Source organism: Mesomycoplasma dispar (assembly GCF_000941075.1).
Taxonomy (GTDB): Bacteria; Bacillota_I; Bacilli_A; order Mycoplasmatales; family Metamycoplasmataceae; genus Mesomycoplasma; species Mesomycoplasma dispar.
In genome coordinates this window covers 281,923-299,756 of record NZ_CP007229.1, presented here as the reverse complement: position 1 = coordinate 299,756, position 17,834 = coordinate 281,923, and the positions used below count along the sequence as shown (strand labels likewise).

The 17,834-nt window shown below is 27.8% G+C and carries 14 protein-coding genes; 5 read left to right on the top strand and 9 right to left on the bottom strand.

Features of this window, described 5'->3' with window-relative positions; genetic code table 4:
- Positions 1-65: 65 nt before the first annotated feature.
- The 6 genes from ftsH to alaS are packed head-to-tail and all read right to left on the bottom strand — an operon-like array spanning position 66 to position 7,292.
- On the bottom strand, positions 66-2,300 hold the full coding sequence (ftsH, locus tag MDIS_RS01145; protein ID WP_044635275.1) for an ATP-dependent zinc metalloprotease FtsH: 2,235 nt from the start codon (positions 2,298-2,300) through the stop codon (positions 66-68).
- Between the two features lie 38 nt (positions 2,301-2,338).
- Entirely contained in the window at positions 2,339-3,232 is an 894-nt protein-coding gene (gene tilS, locus MDIS_RS01140) for a tRNA lysidine(34) synthetase TilS (RefSeq protein WP_044635274.1), read from the bottom strand.
- Positions 3,210-3,764 (bottom strand): aminoacyl-tRNA hydrolase, encoded by a 555-nt coding sequence (gene pth / locus MDIS_RS01135; RefSeq protein ID WP_044635273.1) that lies wholly within the window; start codon positions 3,762-3,764, stop codon positions 3,210-3,212. The genes tilS and pth overlap by 23 nt, the downstream gene beginning before the upstream one ends.
- A 33-nt stretch (positions 3,765-3,797) precedes the next feature.
- The gene (locus MDIS_RS01130) at positions 3,798-4,241 is read right to left on the bottom strand and encodes a hypothetical protein (protein ID WP_044635272.1); all 444 of its coding nucleotides are present in this window, start codon (positions 4,239-4,241) and stop codon (positions 3,798-3,800) included.
- Positions 4,222-4,665, bottom strand: coding sequence for a Holliday junction resolvase RuvX (gene ruvX, locus MDIS_RS01125; RefSeq protein WP_044635271.1), 444 nt, complete (start codon positions 4,663-4,665; stop codon positions 4,222-4,224). The genes MDIS_RS01130 and ruvX overlap by 20 nt, the downstream gene beginning before the upstream one ends.
- Positions 4,641-7,292: an alanine--tRNA ligase gene (gene alaS / locus MDIS_RS01120; protein ID WP_044635270.1), complete on the bottom strand. Its 2,652-nt coding sequence runs from the start codon at positions 7,290-7,292 to the stop codon at positions 4,641-4,643. The genes ruvX and alaS overlap by 25 nt, the downstream gene beginning before the upstream one ends.
- Before the next feature lie 74 nt (positions 7,293-7,366).
- Between alaS and MDIS_RS01115 the strand changes: the two genes are divergently transcribed.
- Complete coding sequence (locus MDIS_RS01115) at positions 7,367-8,050, top strand: 16S rRNA (uracil(1498)-N(3))-methyltransferase (RefSeq protein WP_044635269.1); 684 nt, start codon at positions 7,367-7,369, stop codon at positions 8,048-8,050.
- Positions 8,051-8,462: 412 nt separating this feature from the next.
- On the opposite strand, the gene MDIS_RS01110 is transcribed toward MDIS_RS01115, so the two are convergent.
- From MDIS_RS01110 to MDIS_RS01100, 3 genes are read right to left on the bottom strand one after another with little or no spacing between them, the layout of a single operon-like run.
- Positions 8,463-10,244, bottom strand: a complete 1,782-nt coding sequence (locus MDIS_RS01110; RefSeq protein ID WP_052506204.1) for a hypothetical protein — start codon at positions 10,242-10,244, stop codon at positions 8,463-8,465.
- 49 nt (positions 10,245-10,293) lie between these two features.
- Positions 10,294-12,078 carry a hypothetical protein gene (locus MDIS_RS01105; RefSeq protein ID WP_052506203.1) on the bottom strand — a complete coding sequence of 595 codons (1,785 nt, stop codon included), beginning with the start codon at positions 12,076-12,078 and terminating at the stop codon, positions 10,294-10,296.
- The gene (locus tag MDIS_RS01100) at positions 12,050-13,489 is read right to left on the bottom strand and encodes a hypothetical protein (protein ID WP_044635268.1); all 1,440 of its coding nucleotides are present in this window, start codon (positions 13,487-13,489) and stop codon (positions 12,050-12,052) included. The genes MDIS_RS01105 and MDIS_RS01100 overlap by 29 nt, the downstream gene beginning before the upstream one ends.
- A 225-nt stretch (positions 13,490-13,714) precedes the next feature.
- Here MDIS_RS01100 and MDIS_RS01095 point away from each other — a divergent pair, with 225 nt between their 5' ends.
- The 4 genes from MDIS_RS01095 to MDIS_RS01080 all read left to right on the top strand — a co-directional run bounded on the left by MDIS_RS01095 (position 13,715) and on the right by MDIS_RS01080 (position 17,619).
- Positions 13,715-14,380, top strand: a complete 666-nt coding sequence (locus MDIS_RS01095; protein WP_044635263.1) for a S1C family serine protease — start codon at positions 13,715-13,717, stop codon at positions 14,378-14,380.
- A gap of 426 nt (positions 14,381-14,806) precedes the next feature.
- Complete coding sequence (locus MDIS_RS01090) at positions 14,807-15,250, top strand: hypothetical protein (protein WP_044635267.1); 444 nt, start codon at positions 14,807-14,809, stop codon at positions 15,248-15,250.
- Complete coding sequence (locus MDIS_RS01085; protein WP_044635266.1) at positions 15,198-15,866, top strand: hypothetical protein; 669 nt, start codon at positions 15,198-15,200, stop codon at positions 15,864-15,866. The genes MDIS_RS01090 and MDIS_RS01085 overlap by 53 nt, the downstream gene beginning before the upstream one ends.
- Positions 15,853-17,619, top strand: a complete 1,767-nt coding sequence (locus MDIS_RS01080; RefSeq protein WP_084217529.1) for a hypothetical protein — start codon at positions 15,853-15,855, stop codon at positions 17,617-17,619. Before MDIS_RS01085 ends, MDIS_RS01080 begins: the two co-directional genes overlap by 14 nt.
- Positions 17,620-17,834: the final 215 nt, after the last annotated feature.

Here is a 17,834-nt window from a genome sequence, read left to right as displayed (position 1 = left end):
TTTTAAAAATTATTAAATTATTTTTATCTGGTTGTTATTAAAGTTCTTTATTTTATTGCATCTTTTTATTTATCTTCATGGTCGGAATATTCATCATCGTTATGATTAAATGTGCAATCGCACTTTTTACTTGATTTTTTTTCTGATTGACTATTTGATTGTTTGTCAGATTTTTCTTCTGATTCTTCATCATCTTCGGGTTCAACTTTTAATAATTCTTCTAGAATTTCTGCCGGTTTAACCGCTTTGTTTTCATCAGTTGTAACTTTTGTTGGAAGAGGGGAAAGTGTCTGTGCTAATTGCTGAATTTCTTCATAAACAATTGTTTCTTTTTCCAATAAAGTGTCTTTGATTAACTCGAGTAATAACAAATTATCATTAATTGTATCAAAGGCTTTTTTGTAAGAATCAGAAATAATTTGCCGAATTTCAATATCAATTTCATGACCTACTTTTGAAGAAAAAGATGCATTTTTAATATAATCTCTTCCTAAAAACGGTGATGATTGATCTTGTTCATATTGAATTGGCCCAAGTGAGGACATCCCTCATTCAGTTACCATTTTACGGGCAATTTTCGTTGCTTTTTCGATATCATTTGCTGCCCCTGATGAAATTTCAGGCTTACCGTATTTAATTTCCTCAGCGGCACGTCCACCCATAAAAGCGGCAATTGATGCTAAAAGTTCCGATTTTGTGCTATTGTATTTTTCCTCTTCAGGCAACATTAAGTTATATCCACCACTGTTTCCACGTGGAACAATTGTAATTTTTTGAACTTTAACACCTGATTTTAATTTAAGGCCAACAACGGCATGTCCCGCTTCATGATAAGCGACCATAATTCTTTCTTTTTCAGTAATTACACGATTTTTTTTCGCTGGACCGCCAATTACTCTATCAATTGCTTCATCGATTTGTTCGCTTGTAATAACTTGAGTTTTTTCACGAACTGAAAGTAATGTTGCTTCATTTATAACATTAGCAAGTTGAGCTCCTGAAAATCCAGGTGTTCTTTTTGCAATATTTGCCAAGGTAATATTTTTTGAAATTCTCTTTCCTTTAGCGTGTAATTTTAGAATTTCTTCACGTTCTTTTATATCAGGAAGTCCAACAATTATTGAACGGTCGAATCGTCCGGGACGTAAAAGCGCGGGGTCAAGAACATCGGTTCTATTTGTTGCTGCAATCACTAAAAGCCCAGAATTTTCAACCATTCCGTCCATTTCAACTAAAAGTTGGTTGAGAGTTTGTTCTCTCTCGTCGTTACCACCGCCAATTCCAGATCCACGAGAACGTCCAATTGCATCAAGTTCGTCAATAAAAATTATCGCTGGAGAATCAGTGCGGGCATCTTTGAATAATTCGCGAACTCTTTTCGCACCAACTCCGACATATAATTCGACAAAATTCGATGCAGAAACAAAGAAAAACGGCACATTCGCTTCACCAGCAGTCGCTTTTGCCAACAAGGTTTTTCCAGTTCCTGGAGGACCGCCTAATAAAATTCCGCGTGGAATTTTTGCTCCCGCAGCAGCATATCGAGTTGGATTTTTTAAATAGTCTATAAATTCAGCAATTTCCTCTTTGGCTTCACCGTTTCCAGCAACATCACTATATTTTTTATCTGATTTAATACGAATTGCTTGGTTTTTCCCTGGATTGAAAAATCCAGACCCACCTTGTGAATTTCGATTCATTCGAAAAATAAATCAAAAAAATATAAACAATGGAACTATAATTGGAAGAAGTGAAATAATAACTTGAAGAAATGAAGGCGATGGCAGATCAGCTGAAGAAATTGAAGGAATAAAATCCCTATGATAACCGTCAGTGCCTACTAGTTTTAAAAGTGAGTTAACTATATCAAGTTTATTCGCGGGAAGAACGGCGTAATTAGATTTGCTAGTTTTAATTGCAAGTGAAACTAGTTCAGAATATGTTGAAATATTTGTGTTTTCAAGTTGGTTTTTAATTGCTGGACTTAATAACGCTGAACCTGACTGGAATTTTCCAATTACATGAGGATTTGCAATTACTGCATAAGCAACTGGATCGCCATTTTGCGAGTCAACAACACGAATTCGATAACTATTAATATCAAAAATGACTGAATAAAAGAAGTTATTATCTGTTGTGCTTTTTGCATTTTCAACAAGACGATCTTCGAAATAAGAAAGATTTACAACCTTAAGGCGAGGTTGCAAAAAATAGTAAAGCAAATAACCAACTATAGCTAAAAGTATTACTAAAAAGATTATTAAGCCCATAGAAGGTTTCTTTCTAGTTTTAGCTTGCATAATTTTCCTTTCATTTTGTAAATAATTACAAATGCTTATTAAATTTTACTAGATTTTGCGTATATTTTTCATTTTTTTTTAATTATATAATTATTTTTTTTCAGTAAAAATATGCCATTAGCTGATTTTGCGCAAATAAAATCGATAATTGATTTAATTTTCCCCTTTGTTAAATTAATTTCTTCAAAATTTTGATTAATATATAAAAAAACAACTCCTGATTTTATTCTAATTTTCTTAAAGTTCTTAATATTATACCCTGTTTTTTCCCATTTTTGAAAAATTTTTTTTTGATATTTTAGCATTAATAGTTTAAACAAATTAATGAAATAATATAGTAAAAAAAGAAAAAAAAGGGAAAAATTACTCCTTTTTTCCAATAAAAATCTAACTCGATTTCGTTGATATTTGCCAGTAAAATTTGAACTATCATCAAGAAAAGGTATCGATTTTTTCTGGCACTGGTAAAGAATTTGTTTTTTTGTCTTTGAATGTAAAAGTGGTCTTAAAATCTGCATATTAAAAAGGTAATTTTTTTTGCGAATTCCTCAAAATGATACAATTTTTTCTTTGTTTTTTTGCAAAAAAACTGTTTCAAGAAAGTCGTTTCGATGGTGAGCAACTAGCAATTTTGTGCAATTAAATTGTTCATAAAGATGCTGAAAAAATTTATAGCGTGCTTTCCTTAACTCATTTTGCAAATTTCCACTAATTCTAAAACTATCAAAGGATAAAATTTTCAATTTTAAATTGTGTTTCTGGCAAAATTTCGCCACTAAAATTGTCTCAAAAATTGCTTCTGGTCTTAAATTATAGTTTATATGAGCAACTATGACATCTTTTTTTTTGTATTTGTTAAGCAAAAACATCGAATCTGAACCGCCTGAGACAGCAATTAAATATTTTTCTTTAGGCTTTGTTTTTGTTTGCATTAAATTTTTCAACCGTGGTCATAAAGCTATTTGATAGGTAAAAAATCAAAATATTAACTGCTTGTTCTACGACATTTTTAACTTTAGTTTTGGCATAAATATCAAAGGGTGAAAGCACGTATTCTTTTGCATTTTCGCCACGCGAAATGCCAATTTTAAGTCTTTTTATCTCTTTTGTACCACATTTTTCAATAATATTAGCCATTCCTCGCTGACCGCCGGCACTCCCAGTGGCTTTTATTGTCGCTTGTCCAATTTCAAAACTCATATCATCATAGACAATCATTACATCTTGAATGTTAATTTTGTAAAATTTGATTAATTCTTGTACAAAATCGCCAGATTTGTTCATAAAAGTTGTCGGTTTTGCAAGAATAAAATCACTTTGTTTGCAATAAATGCCATTTTCCGTTTTCTGGTCAAAACTAAGCCCCAATCTTTCTGCTAACAAATCGAGAGTTCAATAACCGACATTATGTTTAGTTTGAGCATATTTTTCACCTGGATTACCAAGGCCAACAATTAGTTTCATTCCTAAATTCACCTTTGTTTTTATAGTGTTTTTTTAATTTTTACTTTTTTTACTAGGAAGTTCGATTGCTTGTTTATCACGAAATTTTTCTATTATATCATCATAGTCAGAATCATCGGCTAAATTATTGAAAAATAAATTAGGTTCGATTTCTTTACCTTCAAAAATGAAACTGTTATTATCAAAGAATTCATCAATTTGCAATTCAAGAATATCAAGTGTTTCATCGTCAAATTCAGAAAATGTTTTAATGGTTTCTCAAGTTTTATCATCAATTTGAAAAGCGAGAATGTTCCTTGATTCATCAAAAACTACTGAAAAAATTCTTCCATCTTCAAATTCTGTATAAAAAAGTGAGTAAAACTTTTCTAGTTCAGGTTTTTTAGGATCAAGATTTTTGTTAGCAAGTATAACTCGATCTTTATCAGAAAGGTTAATTACTTGCTTTTTTGATTTTTTAGTGTTTTTCGTTTCCATTTTTAGTTTCTAAAAATCTTTCTAAAATTATTTGCGCTGCCATTTTGTCGATCACTTTCTGTCTTTTTTTAAAGGAAAGACCTATATCAAGTAAAAAAGTTTCAGCTTCTTTTGTCGAAAGTCGTTCATCTTGAAAAACAACTGTAATTTTAAGACTTTTTGTTAATAAATTCGCAAAATTTTCCACCATTTTTGTCCGCGGCGATTCCTTTCCACCTAAAGTTAGCGGATATCCTAAAACAATTGTGGAAATTTGGTAGTGTTTTTTTCAAAAATCAACTCGCGAAACTACACTGGCAAAATCATATCTTTTAAAATTGAATTGTTCAAGTGGATAGGAAATTTTTCCTTCAGAGTCTGAAATTGCAAAACCACAAGATTTAACGCCTAAATCTAGCGCTAAAATTCGGAACTGATTTTCCATAAAAGCTGAATTATTGTTTCTTTTTCTGGTTTTTTTCCAATTTTTCCTTGGGCAATTTTAGCATTTCCGCCCCCTGAACCATCATAGATTTCCAAAATTTTATTAAGAATCAAATCAGACTTTAAAATCGAAGAAGAAACCGTGATTAAATAGTTATCATTTTCGAAATTAGATGCTAAAACAAAGGATGTTTTTGGATTCTTTTGTCTTAGTGTCGCTGCTGACTGTTTTAAATTTGGAAATGAAAAATCGAAATCAAGATAGAAATTAACACCGTTAATTTCGATTAAATTATTTAAATCAAGCTCAAAATTTAGCTGATTTGCTTTCAATTTTAATATCTGTTTGTAATAATCCTTAAGATTTTTTTCAATTTTTCCCAGTTCACTAAATTGCTGTTTTAAATCAGATGAATCTGGTAAATTTAGATTAAAATTAGGCTCAATTTTTTGAACTTTACTTACTAAAGTGGAAATTTTAAAGTTAATTTCCGTGATTTTTTCCTTTAAAAATTTATTATATTCTTCTCAAGAACTAACAGCACGAATTCGGTAAATTCCCGAACCTTTACTTTGACAACTTAAAATCGTGAATTTTTCAATTAATTTTGTGTTTTCGATATGCGTTCCCCCACATAAATCCGTTGTAATTCCAGGAAACATTACAAGACGAAGCGAATTTGGATCCATGTACTCGGATTCTTCAAGTGTCATAATTGCATTTAATTTTTGCGCTTCGCCAATGTCTGTAATCAAATATTTACGGTTAATTTCTTGCTTTATGTATGAATTTACGCGGTTTTCGACAGTTTGTATCTCTTCCTGGCTCGGTTTTTGACTAAAAGGGAAATCAAAAGTTAACCGGTTTTCGTTATTATCAGATCCTAACTGTTTAATTTGCGATCCAAATTGAGCACGAAGTGATGCAAATAAAAGGTGAGTAGCAGAGTGATTTCGCTCTAATTTTATTCGGTTTTCTGAGTTAACTATTAAAAAAACAGGTCCATTTTTATAGACTTTTCCACGAAAAACATGGACATTGTTTAAAAATTTATCTTTAAAAACATTTAGAATTTCAATTTTCTCATTATCCTGAATAATTCAACCTTGATCGTGTTTTTGCCCACCAGCTGTTGCATAAAAAGGGGTTCTGTCAAAAATTGCATAGGATAAATTTTCACTATTTGATTCGGAAATTTCGTCGTTTTCATTGGCTAAAAAACTAATTTTAGCCTCAACTTTTTGGGAATCATAACCGACAAAATCAGAAATTTTCCCCTGAACCTGATCAAGTGAGCCAATTACTTTTTCCATTCCTTTTGCTGTTTTTGCTCTTGAAATTTCAGCGTGTTTTTCTTGAAATTCTATCAATGAATCAAGGCTAAATTCAATATTATGCTCTAATAAAATTTCCTTAGTAAGTTCAGGGGGGAAACCATAAGTTTCAAAAAGTTTAAAAACTATTTCTGGTTTTATTGAGTTTTTACTAATTTTTAGCTCATTTTGAAGTAAATTATGACCTATTTCGAGTGTTTTTGCAAAATTTTCCTCTTCTTGTTGGATAATTTTGCTAATTTTTGGAATGTCAAAATTATACTCTAAGGTTTTACCAACAATTTCCACTAATTTAAATAAAAATGGTTGATTAATTCCTAATTTTTTCCCATTTCAGTACGATCTTCGAATTAAGCGACGAATTATGTAGCCGCGATGCAAATTTGAGGGCATAACTCCGTCATTAATCGCAAAAGTGATTGCGCGAATATGATCGGCAATTACACGAAAACTAGTGTTAATTGCAGTTTGTGCTGGTTTTTTTAAAAAATAATTATTAATATCATAACGAAAATCAGTATTTTTTTCAATTTCAGCAATAATTGGCAAAAAAAGGTCGGTGTCATAGTTAGTTGGACCTTCTTGCAAAATTGAAACAATTCGCTCAAAACCAGCACCAGTATCAATGTTTTTTGACTTTAAAGGCACATAATTTTGCTGTCCATCGTTATTAAATTCGGAAAAAACTATATTTCAAATTTCAATAAAACGGTCGTTTTCAATTTCATTTTTTATTAATTCGCTTCCACGGCTATCAAATTTTTCACCACGGTCAAAATAAATTTCTGTACACGGACCACAAGGGCCTTGCCCTAAATCCCAAAAGTTGGTTTTTCGATTTCCAGGTATTAATTTTTCTTTAGAAAATCCTAAATTTTTCCACTTTTCAAAGGTAAGATCATCGCCATCGTAATAAGTAATAAAAAGTTTTTCGGGGTCTAATTCCAATCTTTTTACTAAAAATTCATAGGCAAAATCGATCGCTTCTGTTTTAAAATAATCTCCAATTGAAAAATTCCCTAACATTTCAAACAATGTATGATGTCGTGAAGTCACTCCGACATTTTCGATGTCATTTGTTCGAAGTGCTTTTTGTGAATTAACAAGTCGTTTTGATGGCGGAATTTTTTTACCCGTAAAATAATCTTTTAAAGTTGCTACTCCCGAGTTAATTCAAAGCAAAGAATCATCATTTTGGGGGACAAGTGGTTTTGATTCAATAAAAAGGTGGTTTTTTTCTTGAAAAAAATCGATTCAAAGTTGTCTAATTTCGCTTGCTGATAATTTTTTCATATTTTTTTTCCTCATTTTAACAATTTTAAACTAATTTTTAAATAATTATTAAATTTTGTATTAAAATTTTGTTTATGTTCCGCTTTTTTGTTAATGAAAAACAAGAAAATTTTTTCATACTTGATGATTTAACTCTAAATCATATTAAAACAGTAAGAATTAAAAATGAAAATTTCATTTGTGTCTATCAAGGTCAATTTTATCTTGTAAAATTGGTTAAAAATTCAAATAAAGCCGAAATTATCGTTAAAATTGACGGTAGCAATGAACCAAAAAACCAAGTTGTTTTAGCAATTGCCGTGATAAAAACAAAAGCTTTTGAATTTGCAATTCAAAAAGCAGTCGAAATTGGTGTTAATGAAATTTGACCCTTTTATAGTAAAAATGTTAGTCAAAAATTGAACGGTGATTTAACAAAAAAATTAAAAAGGTGGGAACAAATTTGCCTTCATAGCGCTCAACAGAGTTTTCGAAATTTAGTTCCAAAAATAAATTTACCTATGAATTATAGGGATGTTTTACAAAAATCTGAAAATTTTCCGGTAAAATTAATTGCTTTTGAAAACGAGAAAAGTAATACTAATTTTCCTGAAACAGACCAAAAAACAATCATAATGGTCGGTCCTGAAGGTGGTTTTGAAGAAACCGAAATTGAATTAGCAAAAAAATCTAACTTTCAAAGTGTTTCGCTTGGAAAGCGAATTTTACGTTCAGAAACAGCAGCAATTTTTCTTTTGTCCAAATGTATAAAAGATTAGAAAATTCAAAAAATTAAATTTTGTTTATTATTATTAAAATGACATTTAAGATTAAAAATTTTGAAAAATGGTTTTGTATTCATAATAAAAGTTTAAAAAATGAAGAAATGTAACAAAAAATATAGTTTTATTGGTCTATTTTTAAGTATAAATTTTGGATTATTACTCGCAAATGTTATTCTACTAACAGATCAAAAAATCAATTCAAATTACAAAATCGGCTTAGATAATATTTTTTAAGATCAATTGTCGAGGTTAAAATTAAAAAAAATGAACAAAACTTTTAATATCAATTTCTAGATATTTTAGTTCTATTAATAGTCTTTTTTTTGCATTATACATTAAATCTGTGTGGATCTCCATATAAAAAGTGCACCTTTTCAATTTTTAGCATTTGGTTTTTCTATAAAATTTAATATAGTTTCTTACCAGGAAAAAGTTCAGCAAACATTTTCTCATCCTCTTGTGCTTTTTTGCTATATTTTCCGCGAAAGTCTATTTTTGCCATTTTTTTAAAATATTTATTCTCATCGGAAAAATCAAAGTTTTCCTTTAAAATTATTGCTTTTTCTTGTTCATTATAAATTTTTGAATCCTTTATAAAATCCGAAAAATGCGTATGTTCATCAACTTGTAGTTCTAAAAATTTTTCTACTGCATCTCGAAATAAAAACAATTCACCGATAGATGATTCAATTAAATTTTTAGTTAGATAATATTTTTTAGGCAAATCAAAAAAGAACTGTGGGTCTTTACCATCACGTAGAAAAATTTCTCTTTCTAGTTTGACTAATTTTTCTTTAAAATAATATTTTAAAATTTTATACTTCCCTTGATAGATATCATCATATAAATTTGAATGGCAAAATCAATAATAAATTTTTTCCTCTCCAACATACAATAAAATGAAATTTTTTAATGCAATTGGGGAAAGTCAACCAACATCGGTTCTATAAGCAAAGTGATAATATGGTTTAAACCAAAAAACAGGTTTTTTTGAATCAAATTTTGAAATTATTTCATCAAAAAGCCCATATTCTTCACCGCCAAAATAGAAAATTTGGAAATTTTCAAGTTTTAATTTCGCCCAACTTTCCAAAATAAAATAATCAGGATCAATAAGATTTTCAAGATCAACTTCATATCTAGGACCAAATAATATTTGCAATAAGTAAATAAATTCAATTTTATTTGTTCATTTATTTAAATTATCATAATAAAACTGACCTTCTTTACCAAAAAGTTGAGTGCAATACTTCCGATATTCAGCACCAAATTTATCAAATCAACTAAGAATAAATTTATCTCTATTTTCAATGTTTAAATCAAGTTTTTTAATTCCGTATTTTTTAAATTTTTCAAGTAAATTATGATAACTTTCAAAAGTGAAAACGTTTTTAATTGGATGTATTTGCGATTCTTTTCCAAAATGGTAGTTCTTTTTTAGCAACTTATTGTAGATATTTTCTAAATTTTTTCCGAGATATTCCTTATTTACATCTACAAATTCTGAATTATATTCATATCTTTTTGATAAAAAATCAAAGATTTTTTCTTGATAATTTTCTAAATTTTTCGGTTTTGCATATGGAACACTTTCCTGAATTTCTTTGATTATTAAATTTTCAATTTCTTTTAGTTTATCTTTTGATTTAAACATTTGCCGAAAAATAACTGGATAAGAAACTGAAAACTCACATTTTTCAAGATCATCAAAGTTTTCAAAAGCAACAACTACCATTTCGCTACCTTTTGAATCATCGATAGTTTCTGAAAAATAAACCTGAGGGGTGTTTATCTCATTTTGATTTTTATTTTTCAAACAATATTCTTCGTTTTCCCAATTAATAATTAAACATTTAATATCATCATAAAAATGAAAGTTTTTAAGTTCTTTTGAAAAAAACACAGTTTTTGGAATATCTTCTAATCTTAAATTATAGACATAATCTTCCTGCTTATAATTTATTCCGATAATTATTTCAATTGGATTGATAGCACCACTGCAAAAATCCATAATATAAGTTCATAAAAAATTAGGTATTCTTCGAAATAAATCATTGCATTCGAAAAAACTTTCATAATGTAAAAATATATTTCTTGTTGAACAAAAACTTTTAATATCAATTTCTAGATATTTTAATTCTAATAATCTTTTTTTTACATTAGACATTAAATCTGTGTGGATTTCCATATAAAAAGTGCACCTTTTCGACATTTAGCATTTGGTTTTTCTATAAAATTTAATATAGTTTCTTACCAGGAAAAAGTTCAGCAAACATTTTCTCATCCTCTTGTGCTTTTTTGCTATATTTTCCGCGAAAGTCGATATTTCTTATTTTTTTAAAATATCTATTCTCATCGGAAAAATCAAAGTTTTCCCTTAAAATTATTGCTTTTTCTTGTTCATTATAAATTTTTGAATCCTTTATAAAATCCGAAAAATGCGTATGTTCATCAACTTGTAGTTCTAAAAATTTTTCTACTGCATCTCGAAATAAAAACAATTCACCGATAGATGATTCAATTAAATTTTTAGTTAGATAATATTTTTTAGGCAAATTAAAAAAGAACTGTGGGTCTTTACCATCACGTAGAAAAATTTCTCTTTCTAGTTTGACTAATTTTTCTTTAAAATAATATTTTAAAATTTTATACTTCCCTTGATAGATATCATCATATAAATTTGAATGGCAAAATCAATAATAAATTTTTTCCTCTCCAACATACAATAAAATAAAATTTTTTAATGCAATTGGGGAAAGCCAACCAACATCGGTTCTATAAGCAAAGTGATAATATGGTTTAAACCAAAAAACAGGTTTTTTTGAATCAAATTTTGAAATTATTTCATCAAAAAGCCCATATTCTTCACCGCCAAAGTAAAAAATTTGGAAATTTTCAAGTTTTAATTTCGCCCAACTTTCCAAAATAAAATAATCAGGATCAATAAGATATTCAAGATCAACTTCATATCTAGGACCAAATAATATTTGCAATAAGTAAATAAATTCAATTTTATTTGTTCATTTATTTAAATTATCATAATAAAACTGACCTTCTTTGCCAAAAAGTTGAGTGCAATACTTCCGGTATTCAGCGCCAAATTTATCAAATCAACTAAGAATAAATTTATCTCTATTTTCAATGTTTAAATCAAGTTTTTTAATTCCGTATTTTTTAAATTTTTCAAGTAAATTATGATAACTTTCAAAAGTGAAAACGTTTTTAATTGGATGTATTTGTGATTCTTTTCCAAAGTAATAATTCTCTTTTAACAACAAATTGTAGATATTTTCTAAATTTTTTCCGAGATATTCCTTATTTACATCTACAAATTCTGAATTATATTCATATCTTTTTGATAAAAAATCAAAGATTTTTTCTTGATAATTTTCTAAATTTTTTGGTTTTGCATATGGAACACTTTCCTGAATTTCTTTGATTATTAAATTTTCAATTTCTTTTAGTTTATCTTTTGATTTAAACATTTGCCGAAAAATAGTTGGATAAGAAATTGAAAATTCACATTTTTCAAGATCGTTAAAGTTTTCAAAAGCAACAACTACCATTCTGTCATCTTTTGAATCATCGATAGTTTCTGAAAAATAAACCTGAGGGGTGATTATCTTGTTCTGATTTTCATTTTTCAAGCAATATTCTTCGTTTTCCCAATCATCGATTAAACATTTAATATCATCATAAAAATGAAAGTTTTTAAGTTCTTTTGAAAAAAACACAGTTTTTGGAATATCTTCTAATCTTAAATTATAGACATAATCTTCCTGCTTATAATTTATCCCGATAATTATCTCAATTGGATTGATAACATCATTGTAAAGATCCATAATATAAGTTCATAAAAAATTAGGTATTCTTCAAAATAAATCAGCGCATTCAAAAAAACCTTCGTGATGAGGAAGTATTCTTAGGGTTGAACAAAAACTTTTAATATCAATTTCTAGATATTTTAGTTCTATTAATAGTCTTTTTTTTGCATTATACATTAAATCTGTGTGGATCTCCATATAAAAAGTGCACCTTTTCAACATTTAGCATTTTATCTCTATCTACTCAATTATCTTTAAATATTAATCTTCTTACGTGAAAACTAGGAAAAAAGACATTTTGGTATTCTTTATTTGGTTTAGACTTACGATTAGGAATAATAAATACATTTTCAGGCTTAGTTCAATCAATTGGATCTCTTGCTAGACCATTTCCAACAACAAAATGACTTTTAGAAAAATGGTGATTTTTATTTAAATTATTGTCATCTGATATTCAACTACTTTTCCCTAAAATAAAATTTGCTGTATCTCTTGTTTTTTCGGCTAAAGCTCGCATAACTAATCGATTATTTGAATAAAAATCTACAGGGGAATTTAGTTTTAAATTCATATTTTTACGATCATCCTTATTTTTACCAACATTATTTTTTATTGAACTAGGGAGCAAATTATCAATAACAATTTGAGTTAATTTTGACTGGGCTAGTAAGCTTCCAACTGCCAATGCCCAAGCTTGAGTTTCTGATATTTCTTGTTCACTAATAACAAAATGGGGTGTTAGATCTTTGTCATGAAAATTAAAAAATCAAGCAAGATGGATTCCTTTGTATTTCTGTAAACTTTTCTTGTCTTTTACAATAGAAAGTGTTATAACATTTGCTTTTGCTTTTGTTTTTGCTTTTGCTTTTGATTCTGTTTTTTCTTTTGTCCTAATTTTAGATTCACCTTCTTCTCTTGGTAGGCTATCTAAATCAACAACAATTGAACTCTCAGTTTTTGAAATGATTTCGCTATTATTTGACTCATAGCGGCTTCTAGTGCCGCTATCAATTCATCTACCAATATCACTAACGATATCTGGCATTTTAACTGCTACTGTTGTAACGGCAACTGTTGCAACTACAGCCGCTACAGCTTTTGCAATAAATGGAATAAAAGGTAGTAAGAAAAATAAGGTTTTTTCAACTCGAGTTGGTTTTAGTAATTCTTCAAAATCAACAATATGATTTTCAAATTTTAGTTTTGGTTTTTCATCTTCAAAATACAGAATAGCTTTTTTGTTAACAATTTCAAGCGAAAGACTATTCAAAATTACATCGCCATTTTGATTAATTTTGATTTTTATATCATCAAAATTAGGAACATCAGATTTAGTGCTTGTCTTGTTTATTTGTATTCTGTTTTTTTCAATATTGGCGTTAATAATTAATGAATTTTGTTCGTTTGTAGTTGAAGTAATTTGCACTAAATCTTTGAAATTTACAAGTTTTTTTGAATTTGGTATGTTTAAATCACGAGTTTGTACTTTAAAATCTGAATGATTTTTTGTATTTTGAAAGTGCCAAAGTGGTGCAAAAACACTTACAGTTATTGAAGAAAATGCGATAATATTTACAATAAATTTAAAAAATTTCAGTCGTTTCTTCATTAAATTTCCTTTTTTTTTAATAAATAATTATAATTTTAACAGTTAATGAAGCATTGTTTTTAAAATTTTAGCATATAATAAATTTTTTTCAAAAATATGTTAAAAATGTTGTATTTTTGAAAAAAATTTAAAATTTATCTAAAATAGAAAAATTTTAACTAACCTTAGATTCAACTTTGAACATAAAAATTTTTTTCTGTCTTTTGTGAAAGTTTTAAATGAAAAATGAAAAAATTGAACAAAAAATATAGTTTGATAGGTTTGTTTTTAAGCATAAATTTTGGATTATTAGTTGCAAACATTACCTTGCTAGCAAATCAAAAAGTTAATTTAAGTTATAAAATTAACTTGGATAATCTTTTAAATTCAATTGTTGAAATTAAAATTAAAAAAAATGAACAAAACTTTTATGCAACTGGTTTTGTTTTGGATAATATGATCATCACAAACAAGCACATTCTTGATGATGCCGATAAAACCGATATTTTTTACCGTTTTGCAAACGAAAAAGATTATACTAAATCTAAAATTATTAATATTTCAAAAAAATATGACATATTAAGTTTGGAATTAAAGTCAAAATCTAAAAATCTTGAATTAGAAACAAATTTTAACTACGGTGAAGAAATTTTTACAATCGGAAACCCGCATAATCTTGGTCTTACAATTAACAAAGGAATTGTTTCGGGCACTAATAAGTTAGAAAATGAAGGTATTTTTGTTCGAAGTAATATAACAATCGAACCAGGGAATAGTGGCGGCCCTGTTTTAAATAGTAAAAATAAAGTTATCGGAATAATGACATCACGACTTGTAAACGAAAAACCAGTCCAAGGTATCTCGTTTTTCATTCCTTCAAATCAAATAAAAGAATTCCTAAATTCGAATTAGTTTTTATAAAATTTTTAAAATTTTTGTTTTATTGTTGTAAAATTAACTCTAATATTTGTTGTGATAAAAGTGATTTTTGATCTAATTAAAACAAAAAATATTAGTTTTTAGGTGAATAATGAAAAGGAAAATCAAAATCCTTAAATATATAGCTAATTTTTTTCTTTTAGCGCACTTAGTTTATCAACTATAATCCCCTTAACTTACCAACAGAAAACAATTTTAAAACAAAATTTTAATGTTTTAAATCGCGATTTTGATGAAAATTATAATAAGAAAATCGCTAATTTTAGTGATTTTCTAGAACTAAAAAGTGTCCAAGAAGATGGCCAAAACTTAATAATTGAATCTAAATTAAAAAAATCTTTTAGTCTAATTCAACAAACTTCTACTAATTTAAAAATCAATAATGATCAATATTTTAATTTGATAGTTAAACCAAATGGTGAAGTTTTAGTTAATAGTAAAGAATTAAAAATTTTTAATGAAATAGGAAAAATCTACTTAAAAAACAAGACTCCACACCTTGTTTTTCGTGGTTATGATCTTGATTTTGATGCTTTAGTTAAATATAAAAAAATTGAAAAAACTTTCTTTTTTGCGATTCCAGCGATTGTTTGAGCAATTGGTGGGGCAATTATTGCGGCCACAGGAACCTATGCTTTACATGAAGTTGGAAAAAGTATTGCCGATTCAATACCTGCTGATAATGTTTTTGGTGGTCTAGGTAGTTGAGGGCAATCTGTTGGTTATATTGAAAAAATTGAAGCTGATGATGTGTTTAAAAAAGATAAACCAATCAAAAAAGACGAAGCAATTGCTGCCGCAAAGACGATCACTTTTAGTTGTTTCAGATGAAGAACAACTTAAAAAATTTGATGGAATCCATCTTGCATATCTTTCAGATTTGACAGGGTCTGTTATTATAAGTAGTCAAGAAATTAATTTTTATCTTGCGTGAATCTTTGCTGTCAATTATAGATTGTTTGCAGATATTTTTCTGTCAAAAATAACAGATCTTGGTGTTTATTCTTCGCTTAACAAATCTCTACCTGAAAAATTTGGAAAATATGTTGATTTTTACTCTCAAAGTCGCGACCAAATGTTTGAATTGGCAACTGCAACAGCTACAACTTTAAATACAATTTTGGGTTTTAGTCAAATAACTAACGGTTATTTAAATGATGATGGTGATTTTGATAAGGAAAAATGATATGTAGGTGAGAATAGTTTATTAGATGACGTAATTGATATTAAAGATAGTGAGATCGAGTTAGTAAATGGTAAGCCAAAAGTTAGAGACAACAACAATGTTAAAAAAACGATAATGTTCAATTACTTTCATGTTCAAAGAAAAGCTATGAATTTCAATCATTATCCTGATAATAGACAAACAAAATTAAATCTCAGGAAATCATATGAAAAAACTCATTTTTTGTATGAAAGACCTTTAATAATTGGAGGAAAAATTGTTGGAAAAAATTAATGAAAAACTAGAAAATTCTGCTTACATTTTCATAAATAAGTCCAAATTTGTCTCAACTAGAAATATAGATTCTGATGTTTCTTATTCAGATGAGAGTTTAAAAGAAATTTTAAAGCGGAAAGAACCACAAGCAGTTCCGTTTATTGATATGGTGCAATTTGTGGGTAGATTAGACGATTATTACAACAATGCAATCGAGGATCTAATCGCTTTACAATATAAAAAGGATGACAATATTTACCATCTTTATCTAGATGAGATAAGAAATGCAACTTTTATTGTAAAATCGCTTGAAAAATATAGTTTTTACGAAGAAAAAATTAAAAAATTTATTGATGCTAATTGATCAAAAGATGTAGATTTTAACGATATTTTTTCAAAAAAAATAACTAATATTCAAGAAAATTGACAAGGTTGGTCAAAAGTTGTTATCGCCCTTGAAGACTTTGAAAATCCAGCAAAATGCCAATATTCAATTGCTTTCCCTAAAGATTTAACGCACGGATTTTCTTCACTTGAAAAAAGAAAAGAAGTCGAAGACTTAATAATTAAGGAAATTGAAGAACTAATTCCGTTTGCAAAACCGAAAAATATCGAAAATCATCAAGAAAAAATTTTTGATTTTTTAACAAATCGCTATCAATATAATAGTAAATTTTTCGAAAAAAACAAGTCATATTTAGGTGAAAAAGTTGAAAAACAACTTGAAAAAATAAGAAAAACTGGACTAAAAAACAAGTATAAATTGGCTTATAATGTAAGAACATTAGAAATTTATGAAATTATTTTGCAAAAATTTGCAAAATACAACATCAAAAAAGTTAATCTAAACATTGAAAATCGCGAGAAATATATCTTAAGCTGGCTTGATAAATTCGGTCAAGAATACAAGCAGCATTGCTATGAACTTTTTGGTAAAAAAGGAATTGAATATTTTAATGATCTAAATTTATGAACAAATAAGTTAGAATTTTTCTATCTTTTACAGATGTTTTTTGGTCCTGAACATACTTTAATTGATGAATATTTAGCAAACCCTGATTGATTAATTGTTCCAAGTTGAGTTATGCTAAACAAGGAAAAGTTTGAAATTTTCTACTTTGGTGGTTCAGAATATGGAATTCATCAGGAAATAATTGAACAAATTGATTCAAAAAAACCAACTTTTTGACTAAATAATCAGTATTCACACTGTGTCACTGGCGATACATTGTGAGTTCCGCAACTGGCTTTGCACAATTTTATTTTTTTATACCATGATGGTGAAAATATTTTTTATTGAATCGGTATCACACCATTTTATGATCTAGTTTATTTAGGGAAATATGAATCATTAAGAATTTATTATAAAAATATGATTTATGAATTAGAAAAAGACATTTTTTTACGCGAAGGAACCGAACCAAAACTCTTTCCTGCAGGTTTGCACGGTGATTCTTGGCTTTATTCTAACGAATATCACACACGAAAAGATGTAATTAAAGGTTCAAAACAAGAATTTGAAAAACTAACAAAAGCTATTAATTTATATGAAAAAAAATATAAAAAAGAATATAAAACTTTTGACTTGTTTATAAAAAGATCGGGTTTGTATTCGCTAAAAGAACAAGATTTAATTCTTAAAAACGATGTATTTAACGAAATTTATAACTCGAATAAAACAATTGAAAATTGATTGACTGTCATTGAGGAAAAAATTAAAGACTTTGATTTTCGGGCAATTTATAAAAAGAAACTTTATGACTGTGATTAAAAAAGGGAAAAATTGGTGAAATTATAAAGAAAAAGTTTTTTTAAAATCTAATGCAAAAATGCTATAGAAAATATGTAGGCGAAACTTTAAATGCAATTTTAGATTTTAAACCTATAACTGATTAATATTTAAATAATGATATAGATTTCCCTAAAAAACATTAGTTATGAAAAGAACAAATATATTTTTAAACTTGTGCCTCTATGCTTATGTTC